Source organism: Peribacillus sp. BM1, from assembly GCF_056679975.1.
Map to the genome: position 1 here is coordinate 3,391,316 of NZ_CM155259.1, position 15,564 is coordinate 3,406,879.

Below are 15,564 nucleotides of genomic sequence, written 5' to 3' on the forward strand. Positions count from 1 at the left end.
CTGACCCAATAAAGTTAGACAAATATTTTAGGCAACTTTTAAGATCCGAGTTCGGTATTCTACCGGGCTCAGGTCTTTTAATTTTGCCTTCATTCTTTTGTGATTGTAGTACTCAATGTACTCTTTTAATTCTCTTTCAAAATGAGCCATACTTTCAAATTCTTGCAGGTACAGCAATTCAGACTTTAATAAGCCGAAGAAATTCTCGATAACGGCATTATCTAAGCAGTTACCCTTACGAGACATGCTTTGTGTAATTCGGTGCTCTTGTAATGTTTTCTGATACTTCTTCATTTGATAATGCCAGCCTTGATCGGAATGAAGAATGACTTTGTCTTCCGGTTTAAGACGTTTTATTGCTTCATCTAACATATTGCCCACGAGTTGATAGACAGGGCGGCTCATGACTTTGTACGCAATAATTTCGCCATTACATAAATCGAGGACAGGCGACAGATAACGTTTTTCCCCGAAAAGATGGAATTCGGTCACATCTGTTACCCATTTTTGATTCATTTTATCTGCGTTAAAATCACGTTGTAATACGTTCGGCGCGATTTTACCCACGTTCCCTTTGTAAGAACGATACTTCTTCATACGGACCATGCATTTTAAGCCAAGCTCATTCATTAAACGATTGATGGTCTTCGGATCATGAATAAAACCATATTTCTTTAGCTCTTTTGTGATGCGACGATACCCATAGCGACCTTTATGTTCATGATAAATCTTCTTAATTGCCTCTTTTATATCGGCGTATTTGTCCACTCGGTCTAATCGTTTCTCCCAATAATAATAAGTGCTGCGTGGAATGTCTGCGACTTCAACTAGATCCACAACGCCATACGGATCCTTTAGTTCAAAAATTACTTGCGCTTTGATTTGGTTTGTAATTTTTCCTGCATTTGAACTAAAGTATTCAACTTTTTTAAGTAAGCATTCTCCACTTCTAAACGCTCGATTTTCGCTTGTAACGCTTCTACTGAGCCCTCAGCTGGTGTCGTTTTAATTGTTTTCTTCTTCATAGATGAACGCCCCTTTTTCTTTGGTTCTAGCGCGTCCAATCCCTTTGTTTTCAGCAACTGATCCCATTGATAAATGGTACTGGGAGCAGAAATATTAAATGTGCTTGCCGTTTCTCGAAAAGACGCGCCCGTTTCGTTCATAAAATTGAGTACGTCTAGTTTAAACTGACTGGAGTAACTTGTATAGCCCTTCTGAAAACCTTCTGCCCCTTGCGCTTCAAATAATTTAACCCAAGTAATGACTAGTGATTTCACTGTACCAATGCTTTCTGCAATGGTTTTATAGCCTTCCTTTCCAGTTAAATAACGTTCTACCGCTTTTAACTTATCCTCTACTGTATATTTAGACATAAAAACACCCCGTAAATGTTAGTTTGGTGTCTAACATTTACGGGGCAGTTCAATCAGTTTGAATCTGATCGGGGACTTTTTTTTAGCCTTGTAGTAATAATTGTTCTGGATCTTCTAGCAATTCCTTAACTGTTACAAGGAAGCCAACTGCCTCTTTCCCATCGACGATACGATGATCATAAGAAAGAGCTAGATACATCATTGGTCTGTTTTCAAAATTATCGTTATCAATGGCTACAGGTCTTACTTGGATTTTGTGCATTCCAAGAATTCCGACTTGTGGTGCATTAAGAATTGGCGTAGATAGCAATGATCCAAATGTTCCACCGTTTGTAATAGTGAACGTTCCACCTGAAAGATCTGCAAGTGCTAATTTATTGTTTCTTGCTTTAACAGCGAGATCACTAATCGATTGTTCAATTTCAGCAAAGCTTTTACGGTCTGCATCACGAACGACTGGCACAACTAAACCGTCATCTGTCGATACAGCAACACCAATGTCATAGAATTTTTTCTTAAGAATTTCGTTCCCGTTAATTTCTGCATTAAGTAATGGATATTTCTTAAGTGCACCAATCACAGCTTTTGTGAAGAATGACATGAAACCAAGCTTCACATCGTTTTGTTTTACAAATGCATCTTTATGACGTTTCCGTAAATCCATAACAGCCGTCATGTCTACTTCGTTAAATGTTGTCAACATTGCTGCTTCGTGTTGAACTTCTACTAAACGTTTCGCTATTGTTTGACGACGACGAGACATTTTCACGACTTCTACTCGATCATCATGTTCTGATTGCGCTGCAGGTGCGGGTTTAGCTGGTGCCGGTTCTTGTGCACTTGTTTGTACCGGTGCTTTTGCTGCTACTACATCTTGGATTCTTACACGGCCAAGTGGATCTACAGCAGGTACTTGGGATAAATCAATCCCTTTTTCACGTGCAAGTTTACGAGCGGCAGGTGAAGCGATCGTTCTTTGAGCAGTTGGTACAGAATTAACTTCTTCTGCCTTTAATTCCTCTACAACAGGTACCTCTGCTTTAGATGAAGGTCCTTCATTTGTTCCGCCTTCACTAACTACAGCTATAGCTTGTCCAACTTGAACGGTATCTCCTTCTGCTGCTAGTAATTCAGAGACTGTACCACCATAATCAGAGATAATTTCAACATTTACTTTATCTGTTTCAAGTTCTAAAAGATATTCTCCCTTTTCAACCGTTTCCCCAGGTTGTTTTAACCATTGTGCAATCGTTCCTTCTGAGATTGATTCTGCTAGTTCAGGCACTTTTACTTCAGCCATTTTACTTCTCCCCCTCTTTAGTACGCGTAATTGATTCAGTCATAATACGGTGCTGTTCCTGCTTGTGAACAAGTGGATCCCCTTCTGATGGACTCGATCTCCGTTTTCTGCCAATGTAAGAGACAGAAACTCCATTTGGAGCTGTTTCATATAATCGTGGCTCAACGAATGTCCATGCTCCCATGTTCTTCGGCTCTTCTTGGAGCCATACTATTTCTTTCAAATTTGGATGTTTTGCGAAAGCTTCCTTTACTCCCTTTAGTGGGAATGGATAGATTTCTTCAAGGCTGATGATTTGAAGCCAGTCAGTATCTGTAACACTGGCAATCTTTTCACGTATCTCTACTGCTATTTTACCTGTGCAAAGTACAATCCTTTCAACCATATTAGGATTTTGACCCAAAGTTTGCGTTTCAATAAATGACTGGAATTCTCCTTCAGTAAATTCAGCAACGGTAGAGGCCATCACTTGATTACGCAGCATACTCTTCGGAGCCATAATCACTAACGGACGAACTTGTTCCATTTCAAGAATTTTTGCTTGTCTTCTTAACACATGGAAATATTGAGCTGCAGAGCTTAAATTGGCAACTGTCCAGTTGTTTTCCGCTGCAAGGGAAAGGAATCGTTCCAGACGTGCACTAGAATGTTCTGGTCCTTGTCCTTCATATCCATGTGGTAATAGCATAACGAGTCCAGATTTCTGACCCCATTTAGCGCGACCTGCAGAAATAAACTGGTCGAAGATTACTTGAGCTGTATTAGCAAAATCACCAAATTGTGCTTCCCAAAGCACAAGTGTTTCAGGTGCAAAAACATTATATCCGTATTCAAATGCAAGAACTGCGGTTTCCGTTAACGGGCTATTGTGCACAGCAAAAGATGCTTTAGCAGTCTTTAATGTATGTAGCGGTGAATATGTTTTGCCATTTTCACTATCATGTAATACGATATTTCTCTGTGCAAATGTTCCACGTTCAGAGTCCTGTCCAGTTAATCGAATCGGCGTACCATCTGAAAGTATTGAAGCAAATGCTAATGTTTCTGCATGAGCCCAATCAATTTTTCCTTCATCTCCAAATGAATCGAGACGACGGGATAGAATACGACCTAACTTCTTATTAATCTGGAATCCTTCTGGCCATTCCACAAGACTTTCATTCATGCGAATTAAATCTTCTGAAGTTACAGTAGTATCAAGTTTTGGAAATCCCTTTTCAACGGTTTGGGGTGGATCTAGTTCACATACAGCTTCTGGTTTGTTGCCAGAAATTCTGTCATAAGCGTTTTTCAATTTTTCCTCAACTTGTTCTGACAAAGCATCCAGTTCTTCAATACTGATTGAACTCGCTTCAAGCAATTTTTTTCCGTATAATTCTTTAACGGTTGGATGTTTTTGAATCAAGCCATACATTCCTGGTTGGGTAACTAACGGCTCATCCATTTCGTTATGACCAAATCTTCTATAGCCAATTAAATCTATCAAGAAATCTTTCTTGAACTTTTCACGATATTGAAAAGCAAGTGTAACAGCAGCAAGGCACGCTTCTGGATCATCTGCATTCACGTGTACAATCGGTACTTCAAAGCCTTTTGCAGGGTCACTTGCATATTTAGTAGAACGAGAGTCTTCGCTTTCAGTTGTAAATCCAATCATATTGTTCGCGATAATATGAATCGTGCCACCTGTTTGGTACCCTTTTAAACGACTTAAATTAAGCGTTTCGGGAACAATACCTTCCCCTGGAAATGCTGCATCACCATGAATAAGAATCGCCATTGAACGAGAAATATCTTGTATTGGGAAGCCCGCTTCTGTCCGATTTTCTTGTGCAGCACGGGAATATCCTTCAACGATTGGACCAACGACCTCTAAGTGGGATGGATTATTAGCTAGTGTAATTCTTGCTTTTTGTATATTTCCATTTGTGATAAGTGTATCCAATCCTAAATGATATTTAACGTCACCTGTCCAGCCGTAATTAATCCCTATTGACCCTTCTGATGGGACTAAATCCTTATTAGGACTATGCTGGAATTCAGAGAAAATGATTTCATATGGTTTACCAAGGACGTGCGCTAACACATTCAAACGGCCGCGGTGTGCCATGGCGATATTTACGTTGGATGTGCCATTTTGAACAGTTTGAGAAATTAAATGATCAAGAACGAGAACAAGCATATCAAGGCCTTCAATTGAAAAGCGTTTTTGTCCAACATACGTACGATGAAGGAATTTCTCAAATCCTTCAACTTCCGCTAATCGTTTATATAAAATGGCTTTTTTCTCATTTGTAACTTCAGGAAAAATACTACCTGATTCAACTGCATCAATTAGCCATTGTCTTTCATCCAAATCATTCACTTGCGAAAATTCAAAAGCAATTGTTTTTGTATAAAGCTCCTTTAAATAACGAAATGCTTCATAGCCATCTTTGACGGTTTCAGGTGATTCTGGGCAAATAAAGTCAGCCGGAATTTTTCGCAAATCGTCAGCTGTTAATTCATATTTCTCCAATTGAAGAAGTTCGTTATCTAACGCCACTTCGTTCAACGGATTAATATTCGCTGCTAAATGACCATATGAACGAATATTTTCTGTAAGTTTAACAGCAGATGTGATTTTCTTCATTGAAAGTACATCACCTGATGAAACCACTGCCGTTTGATTTTCGACGATTATTTTTTGACTTGGTAAAGTGTTTACTGTAGGTGGTCCGAAAATTTTAAAATAGTTTTTTAGCTCTGGATCGACTGAATCCGGATCTTGTTGAAATAGGTCGTATTGCTCCAAGACGTACCCAAGGTTTGGACCAGAAAAAGCTTTCCATGGGTCATATGCCTTAGCTTCCTTGATGGTCATTTTTTTAAACCCCCAAATTTAACGAATAATTTTTATTTCGTTTTACCCATCCCCCACGATATTAGCTAACTTTTTTATTAAAAAACTCCTAAAAAAGTTATATTTTTATACTATTATCAATATTTAAAGGATAAAACGTTTTCAATAATTATACTACCATGTTTTTAACAAATATCCAAAGGTTAAACCTAGAAAAATAGAGAAAAAAACATAATTATGCTAACGCATTGCAATACTTTATGTTTAAGATTCTCAATAGCCAGCTTTTATCTTCCTTTTCTTTTCTATAACTCTAGTATTTGATTAAATAAGATTGTATTTTGTATATTTGAATGAAGGTCATGTTTTGGTAATTTGTTGAATTATTTTGCACAATTTCAGCATATTCTCATTTGAATTTCGACTGTTCTTTTAAAATAGCCAGATAATGATCCATATTAATCGTGTTATCTTCATAAAAGGTAAAAATTTTACAACAATAATATTCTCAAACGTAATATGGAATAGAGTAAAGGTGTCTCATAAGGGTTAAATCGCCTTTATACACAGTTTATAGTCGTTCATATACGTCACATAAACTGCATGTATTTGTAAGTATTAACCCTTTCGTTCTCGGAAACACGCTCGTTTTTTAACACATAAAAATACACTTATTTACTCCTTAGTTCATACAATTCAAATTTTCTTTCAGGTGGCAAACTGTTGCACGTTCATTATTCATGGAAATTGCACTTTTCCATTGTCTTCCGTAATCATTTCAAATTCGAAACCCTGTTTTTTAAGTCCGATAATGATATCAGGTAATGCTCTAACTGTGTTTTTCATATCATCGATGTCATGCAGCAAAATTACTGCTTGCTTATGCTTCTTAGCTCCGGTTAAAACAGATTGTGTAATTGTTTGTTGACTAATCATCGGGCTAATGCCGTCCTTTGAATCTACATTCCAGTCGAAATACGTATAGCCCCTTCGTTTAAGTTCTGAAATAATATCTGTACGAATCGATTTCTTTTCACTCCTTTGAATAAGCATATTATTGGAACCACCTGGAAAGCGAATTAACTTTGTATTTATGGCATATTTATGATCCAGCAGCGATTCTAATTTTCCCATATCTTTAAAAAAATCATCTTTCGATCTGTAAATTATTCGATAATCATGAGTATTCGAATGTAAAGCAATTGTATGGCCGCGTCTAACCATTTCTTCATAAGCCTGTTTAGCATAGCTTTGTCGATTTGCCATAACAAAAAAAGTCGCCTTAATTTGGTATTTATCTAATATATCGAGAATTGGAATTGTATTATGAGACGGACCATCATCAAAGGTTAAATAAGCAACCTTACGTTCTGCGAATTCTGATGTGTTGGTTAATGGAACTAACTCATCAGGAATGGGTATTGCATAAATAGTTAAGCCAATAGTGAATGAATATAGTGTGACGATTAAAAAGCTAAGGAATACTCTCATCATATGTCCAACCTTTCCTTTTTATCCCGGTTTAATTAACCATCCATGTGGGATGAAGAAAACCTCCACTAATAGAAGTTTCACTTTGTTCTTAAGTTGCTCGTCCTAGGTTTTTTTATGTTATGAATCGCCTTAAGTTTGTAAACCTTTTTATAAAAAAGATGGGTTTTTGCTACATAAAAAAGCTGACAAGTAGGAAGTATTCATCCTGGTTGTCAGCTTTTTTGTTTCCATTACTCTTCGGGATGCTGTGCTGCATATAATTGCTCTTCTAAAGCAATTGTATATTTCTGCTTTTCCGTTTCTGTCCATTGGAAGGTATCACTCATACAGTCAATAACTCCATCTTTCCAGGATTTTGCCCCTTGGATATTAAACAGGATCGCTCCTGTCCGTCTCATAAGGAAGTCAACAGGCGTTACGGTGCTTTCAAATTGAATCGCATATACGAGCATGCCGTAAACATCTAAAGGCAGATTATATTTCATGGCATCACTACGTTTACCTTTAATAAGAGCAAAAACATCAGATGCATTGGAACCATACATTTGAGCAATAGCCAAAGCTTGTTTAGAGTCAAGTCCAACTGCTTCTCCTTTTACTTTTTGAGATTCAACATATGCATGAAAGTTTTTCGATCCACCTACTTCACCACCAGAGATGCGAATTTCCTTAGTTTGGCATCTATCAAATTTAATTCCATAATCTGTTTCGAAGCTTATCGCCACTTTATCAAGCACTTGTTGGGACATTTTGCGATAACCAGTTAATTTACCTCCTGCGATTGTAACTAATCCAGAATCAGATACCCAAATTTCATCTTTCCGAGAAATTTCCGATGGATCTTTTCCTTCTTCGTGAATAAGTGGGCGAACACCAGCCCAGCTAGATTCAACGTCATCGTTGGTAATGTCCACATCTGGAAACATGAATTTAATTGCTTTGAGAATATAGTCACGGTCTGCTAAAGTCATTTTAGGATTCATTGGATCCTTTTCATAAAATGTATCCGTTGTACCTACATATGCTTTGCCTGCGCGAGGAATCGCGAAAACCATCCGTCCGTCTGGCGTGTCGAAATAAACCGCCTGTTTCAGAGGAAAACGAGATTGGTCGATTACGATATGTACACCTTTTGTTAAATGAAGTGTTTTCCCTTTTTTTGAACCATCTTTTTGTAGAAGGGTTTCCACCCATGGCCCTGAAGCATTAATGACTTTTTTCGTTTTAATGGTAAATGACTGTTTTGTCAATACATTTTCTACGACCGCTCCTGTCACTTTTCCATTTTCATAAGTAAAGTCAACTACTTTTGTATAATTTAGTAATTCAGCACCTAGTTCTGATGCCCTCTTTGCCACTTCAATCGTTAATCGAGCATCATCTGTACGGTACTCTACATAATACCCTCCGCCCATTAAGTTTTTTCGTTTTACAAGAGGTTCTTTCTTGAGCGTTTCCTCTACTGTTTGCATGGTTCTTCGTTCTTTTCTTTTTACACCAGCTAAGTAGTCATAAACCCGTAAACCAATTGATGTTGTAAATTTACCAAATGTTCCGCCTGAGTAAAATGGAAGTAACATCCATTCCGGTGTTGTTACATGTGGACCATTTTCATAAACAATCGCGCGTTCTTTACCAACTTCAGCAACCATCCCAACTTCAAACTGTTTTAAATAACGAAGACCACCGTGAACAAGCTTTGTTGAGCGGCTTGAAGTACCTGCTGCAAAATCTTGCATTTCCACTAATACTGTTTTCATCCCACGGGTGGTCGCATCAAGGGCAATACCTGAACCTGTGATGCCACCACCGATTACTAATAAATCAAATGCTTGTTCTTGGACTTTATGTATCCTCTCATTTCTATCTAAGCTTGAAAAACTCATTGCTTTGTTCCTCCTTTATCTGAGTTTATTTGAAACAAAAAGAGACCACAACGTACACAGCAATTGCTATGCATTTGTGATCTCACGAATTTCCTAACTGATTATTAACTTGACTTTATTATACAATATCTTCCTCATTTTAGAAAGAAAAATGCATGAATAGCATAATCCCGTTTCCCTCAAATCAAATGCGTCTGATCCCCTTCATTTCCCATCGAAAAGAGGAGGATCTCACTTTTAGTTCGTGTTTAAAAAGGAGGATAAAAAGAGCCGAGAAGTTCTGCAAGCGACCATCTGTAGACTTACACATATACAGTAATACGTGAGAATTGGAGAAACAGAGATTTGGTGCCATTTCACAGCTATTTTTATCGAACTTTTTACAACAACATAAAAAAGGAGCCCTCATAAGTATAGATGGCAAGACCCTATACTCCACATACAGTTTAAATATCATGTAAGTAACACTATACGTTGTGTGGTGAGGGTAAGGTCAGACTCTTTTGGGACATCCTCTGCCATTTTTACATGAACGTTTTAAGATATTCCTGAATTTCACTTTGAAAAGCTGTATACAAAGCCGTTTCTTTGTCAAAACGCACTTCATGAAACAGCTTGAAATCTTCGCAATTTTCAAGTTCTAACGCAATGGATGCTTTATATTCATAGGTGCCATTTCCAATCAAATCAATCCAATTCTTCTCGAAACTTTCATAATAATGAACCACACATTTTACTTGCCCACCATTATTATAAACGGAAATTTCCCTTTCCGTCTCATTGAAGCCATTCAAACAGGTCACTAGGCTTGCGGCTGACATCGCTGTGCCGCAGGCATTCGTAAATCCTACCCCACGTTCATACGTCCGTACAAAGATCGCCCCAGGCTCTATTAGCTTTACAAAACTGACATTAACCCCATCTGGAAATAATTCATTCGGACTATTCACAGATAGCGATATTTTTTCCTGAACATCGGAATTGAGCTCATCTTGCTCAACAATCGTGACCAAATGAGGATTCGGGACCGCCAATGCTGTGAATTTTAGTGAATTGGATAGCTGCACTAGTGGTTCATTGATAAGCGTCTTTTTATTAATGGTAAGCGGCAATGATTCCACATTAAAAAGAACTGGTGAAATCTCAACTTTAAACGTAGGAATTCCCTGATATATATCGCCTGTTTTTTCAACTGATAAATCAGCTTTCATTGTTTCAATTACAAGTTGTTCCTTACCAAGTGTCTCACAAACAAATCGCGCTACACAACGTAATCCATTGCCACACATACTTGCTTCCGATCCATCTGCGTTAAATACACGCATTCTTGCGTCTACTTTCTCACTTTTAAGTACATAAAGAATCCCATCTGCTCCAAGCAAACTCTCTCGCTTGCATAATGCTTGTGCCAGCCTTTTTCTATCATCTTCCGTAAACCGATAATCTTTCGTTAATTCATCAATCAATAAAAAATCATTACCAGAACCATGGCATTTTAAAACATCAATGATCATCGGTACACTCCTTTCAAATTCATGAAAATTTCTATATACGATGCTTACTTTAATTCTGATTTAAAAATATTCAGTCAATTAGCAAAATGGAAGCTGACAAAACAACAAAGGCGGCTAGACTCCACATTATAATATCAACAGATATTTACGTGGAAGTCAGCCTCCTAAAGAGTTGCCTACTTTTTTAACTGATTACCCCAATAACAAAGTAAGTAAGAAATAACAATGCGATGAAATACATTGGCTTTGATACATGATTAGCTTTACCTGCAGCAATCTTTAGTATCGGATATAAAATAAATCCAGCAGCCATACCATCAGGAATACTAAGTGTGTATGGTATCATGACAATAATCATAATTGCTGGGATACTTTCTGAGAAATCATCGAAATCAAGATACTTAATATTCAAGAGCATTAAAATACCGATGATGATAAGTATCGGAGCGATTGCACTGTTTGGAATCACTTTAATGACAGGAACGAACAAAAACGAGAAAAGGAATAGAATTCCTGTTACCACCGATGTAAATCCAGTACGTCCTCCTGATGCAATGCCCGCAGCCGTTTCTGCAGTCGCAACTGGTGGACTTGACCCTAATATTCCGGATAGGAGCACAGATATTCCGGTTGCTTGAAACGCCTTCTGATAGCGCTCAGGCTTACCAATACTATTCACATATCCATGAACGAGCCCGATATTTTCGAATACAAGCACCATGGTCATTGAAAATACAGCAATCCAAAATTCAAGACGATTAATTTCGACAAAAGTAAGGGCATTGAACACTTCTTTGTACTCACTAACCTCTGGAACTGTGAAAGCAATGTCTGTAAGATTGATTGTCCCACAAATGCATGCAATTACGGTTCCGGCAATGATTGTTAAAAGAAAATTGCCCGGAACATTGCGAATAAAAAGTACAAAAGCAAGAATCATTGTCAAAATCGTCGCAATTACTTCGGCATTGCCAAAGTCGCCCACTTGAAGAAGTGTAGAGGATCCGGCTGTAATAAGCCCTCCTTTTTCCAATCCGAGAAAAAGAAGGAACAACCCAAGTCCAATTGAAATTGCTTCTTTCAAAGAATGTGGGATACTTGCATTGATGACATTTAAATAGCGTGAAAAGGCAATAGCAACAAAAATGAGGCCTGATACAAACACAGCTGCAAGCGCTGTTTGCCAAGATAGGCCCATTCCTTGCACCATTGTGTATGCGAACATTGCATTAATTCCCATACCAGGCACAAGGATGATCGGCACATTTGCATACAGGCCCATGAAAATACAACCTACTGCAGAAATCAAGATTGTTGCGAGAATTGCTCCATTGAGAGGAATTCCGGCTTCTGAAAGAATCATCGAATTGACAATGATGATATACACAATGGTGAAATAGCTAACAAAACCTGCTAGTACTTCCCGTTTTCCAGTTGTGCCACTCTCTGCAAACTTGTAGTAAGATTCTAAGTTCGTCTTTTTCATTTTACTTCCCTTTAGTTTTATCCCTCTCCCACCCGTTTGTAGATGTGACAAACCACGCACTGTGAGTTTATCAAACATTCACTAAGATGCAAGTCTTCTAATTTAGACTCTAATAATCAGAATCTTTTTCACAATGATACATGCACTCCCTAGAAAGCTGTAAACCATTTCTTCATTTATGTAAATCTATGTATCCATCCACAACTACATCCAACTTACCCGTATCAGGAGCGATTACAAGACCATGTACCGCAATACCTGTTGGCATTAACGGATGGTTTTTAATAACTTCGACGCTGTTTTTTACACTTTCACTTACATCATTAAATCCGCGTAACCATTTCTTAACATCAATTCCTGAGTTTTCAATTGTACTAAGTGTTTCAGAAGTAATGTCGCGTTCCTTCATTTCTTCAATCATGACATCTGCATTTATCGCAGCCATGCCGCAATCATGATGTCCAACAACAAAAATTTCATCTGTTTTCAGTTGATAAACAGCTACAAGCATACTACGCATTACACTTCCAAATGGATGGGAAACAGTTGCGCCTGCTGTTTTAACGAATTTCACATCGCCATTTTTTAAGTTCATCGATTTTGGCAATAACTCGACAAGTCGAGTGTCCATACAGCTAAGTACAAGCAATTTTTTGTTAGGAAATTTGTCTGTTGCATATTTTACATATTCTTCTTCTTCGACAAATTTTTCATTAAAGGTGATTATTTCTTCTAATAAACTCATCATTTCCACCACTTTTTCTTTAGAATTCTTAAATTATAACAAAACATTTGATAATTCGCTTAAATAAACGTCTCGTTTTTACATTTTTTTTAGTTTTCTCTTCAATTAGAGACATGATGGAAGATTGCAGATAAGAAACCGAGCGTCACGAGTTTTACTTCTAAATCTGTTTTTTCATGAAAAGTTAGGATGGGCATATTAGGGTTTTTAAACAGTTTCCCCCATTCCCGAGGCATCCATCCTGTTTGAAACGAAGCAAGTTTTTTGCCATTCAGCTCATCCAATTGAAATGAGTTTAATCCTCCAATTTTGATAGGAATCCAGTCTGTACCATCCGGTTTTGAAATCATCCCTGTTGTTTTGACAAATGCCTTCTTCCCATTTTCTTTATAACGTCCAAGTTCATTTCCTTCATGATCCTTTACAATCATATTACTCCACAGCCCTACCCCTGACTGAAACTGTGCAAGTCGATTTCCAGAACAATCAAATAATCCGTACCGCTTTGGCATAAGCATAGATACAGCATTTGGCAGCAACCATTTGTACCAAGACATATCTTGATCCCTAATTTCCCCTACGACAGCTCCATCTTTATTAAAAAACTGCATCCTCAAGCTTGGAGCTGGCAAAAAGGCAATTAACAAATGCTCTGCATCAAGAAGCTGCATGCTTTCGGACTGGACATTTATTGGTGTATCATTCATACGTTTCTCATACAAACGAAAACGTATATAATAATTCAGACTAAGGATTATAAATGGTAAGGTTAGCCAGAGAATATTCCCAGCCATTCTCCCTAATAAATGTAGCACAACAAAGAGAATCGCAATAATTAGTGAGATCATGGCTGCATAAAAGGAAATTTTCGCTGTTTTTTCGTAATACTTCTGAATATCCATCTTCTCTCTCCCCCAAGAGCCCAGTTCTTAATTGAAAAACGGCAACTTTTAAAAAAGTAACATTATCTGCTTGTCCAATTAGTTTATTCAAAAAACTGCCTATTAGAATGAAAACTTTGACTAAAGAAAGAAGTAAAATCATAAAAAATTGTCTTAGACTTGATTATCCTAGTCGCTAGCATAAGACGAGCAAGGAATATGGAGAGTGAGTTTAAATCGTCTGTTTGCTATGGGTACGGAAAGACAAAATAAATGAACTACATGAAAAGTTTGGCATAATCACTAAAATATCAATAAAGGGTCAAGCCTTGTAGCTACTAAATACAGAAAAGATAAGTGTATTCAACACTATACTGTAATAGAGTACGAGGTCTGACCCTTAACGACTTGGCTTATAACAAACGAAAAATAAATGGAATCTTATACTCGGTCCCTTCATACGCCTTCACAGCGCCGATAATCGTAAAGATAAATGCCGCAATAGCTACAACCGGTACCAGAACGAAGCCGATTACTATGAGAAATGTGAGCGATGCAACAAATGTATAGATGGTGTAAGAAATAAGGAAATTCAAATATTCCCTTCCATGGTAATCTATAAATTTGGAAGAATCCTTTTTTATTAACCATATGATTAAAGGGCCTAAAAAAACGGTAAAAAAGCTAAGTAAATAAATTAACATTGCTAAAAATTTTTCATCTTGATTCGGCATCAAAATCCCCTCCTCTTTTATTCCTTCTCTATTCTATACGAATTTTTCAGAAAAAGTTTCACTTTGAATAAAAAATTTTATGAACATGTTCAATTTAGACAAGCATACATATGAAAGTGATGATTGCCTTAAATGAACAAAACGAATATGGTGTTAAAACGCCACCATTTACCAATCCTGTAGCCCGCTACACTCACCTAATCACAATGGTGGATGCGGAGCAGGAATGTCGGATGCTTTTTCGGTAAGATCAGTTATACCCGCTAAGTAGATTGTCTTAATTAGTAAGTCGCAAAGCCCTGTCCCCATATTCTTCATACAAAAAAGAGAGGTGAAGCTCCTTGTTAAACGAACTTCAAGCCTTTATTCTCGGACTTATACAAGGTCTAACAGAATTTCTTCCAATCTCAAGTACTGGTCATTTGTACTTAGGAAGACATTTATTCCATTTAGACGAAGCTGGAATCTACCTTGATACGATGCTGCATATCGGCACTCTTCTAGCTCTCCTCGTTGTCTATAAAGGCGAGCTTGGTCACTTAATAAAAAAACCCTTTTCAAAATTAACTGCATTGCTTATCGTCGGTACGATTCCAGCAGTAGCTGCAGGGTTACTTCTTAGTGACTGGTTTGATGAATTGTCAAAAACGGGTGTGACGATCGGGTGGGAATTTCTTGCTACAGGATTCATTTTATGGATGGCTGACAATTCTCGACGGGGCACAAAAACCCTAGACGAAATTTCCCTTCAAGATGCCTTTATTATTGGAAGCTTCCAAGCTTGTGCCATCATGCCCGCCCTCTCTCGTTCCGGCTTAACGATAGCAGCAGGTCTATTATGTAAGCTTGACCGTGCAACAGCAGCTTATTTTTCTTTTTTATTATCAATACCAGCGATTAGCGGCGGAATTATCTTTCAATTAAAACCAGTCATAACAGGAGCGATTGAACCCCTGCCGTTTTCAACACTTTTTATCGGGACACTTTCCTCCGCGCTTTTCGGCTATTTAGCCGTTATGTGGATGATCAATTTTTTAAAGAAAAAATCACTGAAAATCTTTTCCGTTTATGTGTGGGCATTAGGTGGAATCATTTTATTTCTTCAATACACTGGAAATTTTTAACCATTTCCTCAAAACCTTTAAACAGACTGATTTTCCGATGATTCACATCTATATTTTTAAGGAAAGACCATTCTAGAAATAGTAAAATAATAGGTCCATTAAATTGTTGAAATTTGTTGAAAAAAAAACCGCAAATACCTATTTTCTTTTTAAACTTTTTTTAGTATTATCTTTTTAGGATC

Annotated in this window: 11 protein-coding genes; 1 reads left to right on the forward strand and 10 read right to left on the reverse strand. The window is 37.5% G+C overall.

Going from position 1 to position 15,564, the window contains the following annotated elements:
• Positions 1–27: 27 nt before the first annotated feature.
• From AC1MGI_RS16355 to AC1MGI_RS16400, 10 genes are all read right to left on the reverse strand, one after another.
• A protein-coding gene (locus tag AC1MGI_RS16355) for an IS3 family transposase (RefSeq protein ID WP_480346269.1) occupies positions 28–1,376 on the reverse strand; the annotation gives its coding sequence in 2 pieces (ribosomal slippage) (positions 28–932 and positions 932–1,376; 1,350 coding nt in all).
• Positions 1,377–1,458: 82 nt separating this feature from the next.
• A complete protein-coding gene (gene odhB / locus AC1MGI_RS16360; RefSeq protein ID WP_480346271.1) occupies positions 1,459–2,676 on the reverse strand; it encodes a 2-oxoglutarate dehydrogenase complex dihydrolipoyllysine-residue succinyltransferase in 1,218 nt (405 codons plus the stop codon).
• Between the two features lies 1 nt (position 2,677).
• Positions 2,678–5,539, reverse strand: coding sequence for a 2-oxoglutarate dehydrogenase E1 component (sucA, locus tag AC1MGI_RS16365; RefSeq protein WP_480346273.1), 2,862 nt, complete (start codon positions 5,537–5,539; stop codon positions 2,678–2,680).
• A 717-nt stretch (positions 5,540–6,256) separates the two neighbouring features.
• Positions 6,257–7,012, reverse strand: coding sequence for a polysaccharide deacetylase family protein (locus AC1MGI_RS16370; protein ID WP_480346275.1), 756 nt, complete (start codon positions 7,010–7,012; stop codon positions 6,257–6,259).
• A gap of 230 nt (positions 7,013–7,242) precedes the next feature.
• Entirely contained in the window at positions 7,243–8,898 is a 1,656-nt protein-coding gene (locus AC1MGI_RS16375; RefSeq protein ID WP_480346277.1) for a glycerol-3-phosphate dehydrogenase/oxidase, read from the reverse strand.
• A 524-nt stretch (positions 8,899–9,422) separates the two neighbouring features.
• Positions 9,423–10,412: a diaminopimelate epimerase gene (gene dapF, locus AC1MGI_RS16380; protein ID WP_480346278.1), complete on the reverse strand. Its 990-nt coding sequence runs from the start codon at positions 10,410–10,412 to the stop codon at positions 9,423–9,425.
• Between the two features lie 184 nt (positions 10,413–10,596).
• Positions 10,597–11,898: an NCS2 family permease gene (locus AC1MGI_RS16385; RefSeq protein ID WP_480346280.1), complete on the reverse strand. Its 1,302-nt coding sequence runs from the start codon at positions 11,896–11,898 to the stop codon at positions 10,597–10,599.
• 172 nt (positions 11,899–12,070) lie between these two features.
• Positions 12,071–12,643: a beta-class carbonic anhydrase gene (locus tag AC1MGI_RS16390; RefSeq protein WP_480349828.1), complete on the reverse strand. Its 573-nt coding sequence runs from the start codon at positions 12,641–12,643 to the stop codon at positions 12,071–12,073.
• Between the two features lie 101 nt (positions 12,644–12,744).
• Entirely contained in the window at positions 12,745–13,545 is an 801-nt protein-coding gene (locus AC1MGI_RS16395; RefSeq protein ID WP_480346281.1) for a hypothetical protein, read from the reverse strand.
• A 392-nt stretch (positions 13,546–13,937) separates the two neighbouring features.
• Positions 13,938–14,258: a DUF4870 domain-containing protein gene (locus AC1MGI_RS16400; RefSeq protein ID WP_062178942.1), complete on the reverse strand. Its 321-nt coding sequence runs from the start codon at positions 14,256–14,258 to the stop codon at positions 13,938–13,940.
• A gap of 341 nt (positions 14,259–14,599) precedes the next feature.
• On the opposite strand from AC1MGI_RS16400, the gene AC1MGI_RS16405 reads away from it, so the two are divergent.
• Positions 14,600–15,382 carry an undecaprenyl-diphosphate phosphatase gene (locus tag AC1MGI_RS16405; protein ID WP_480346283.1) on the forward strand — a complete coding sequence of 261 codons (783 nt, stop codon included), beginning with the start codon at positions 14,600–14,602 and terminating at the stop codon, positions 15,380–15,382.
• The last annotated feature ends 182 nt before the right edge of the window (positions 15,383–15,564 follow it).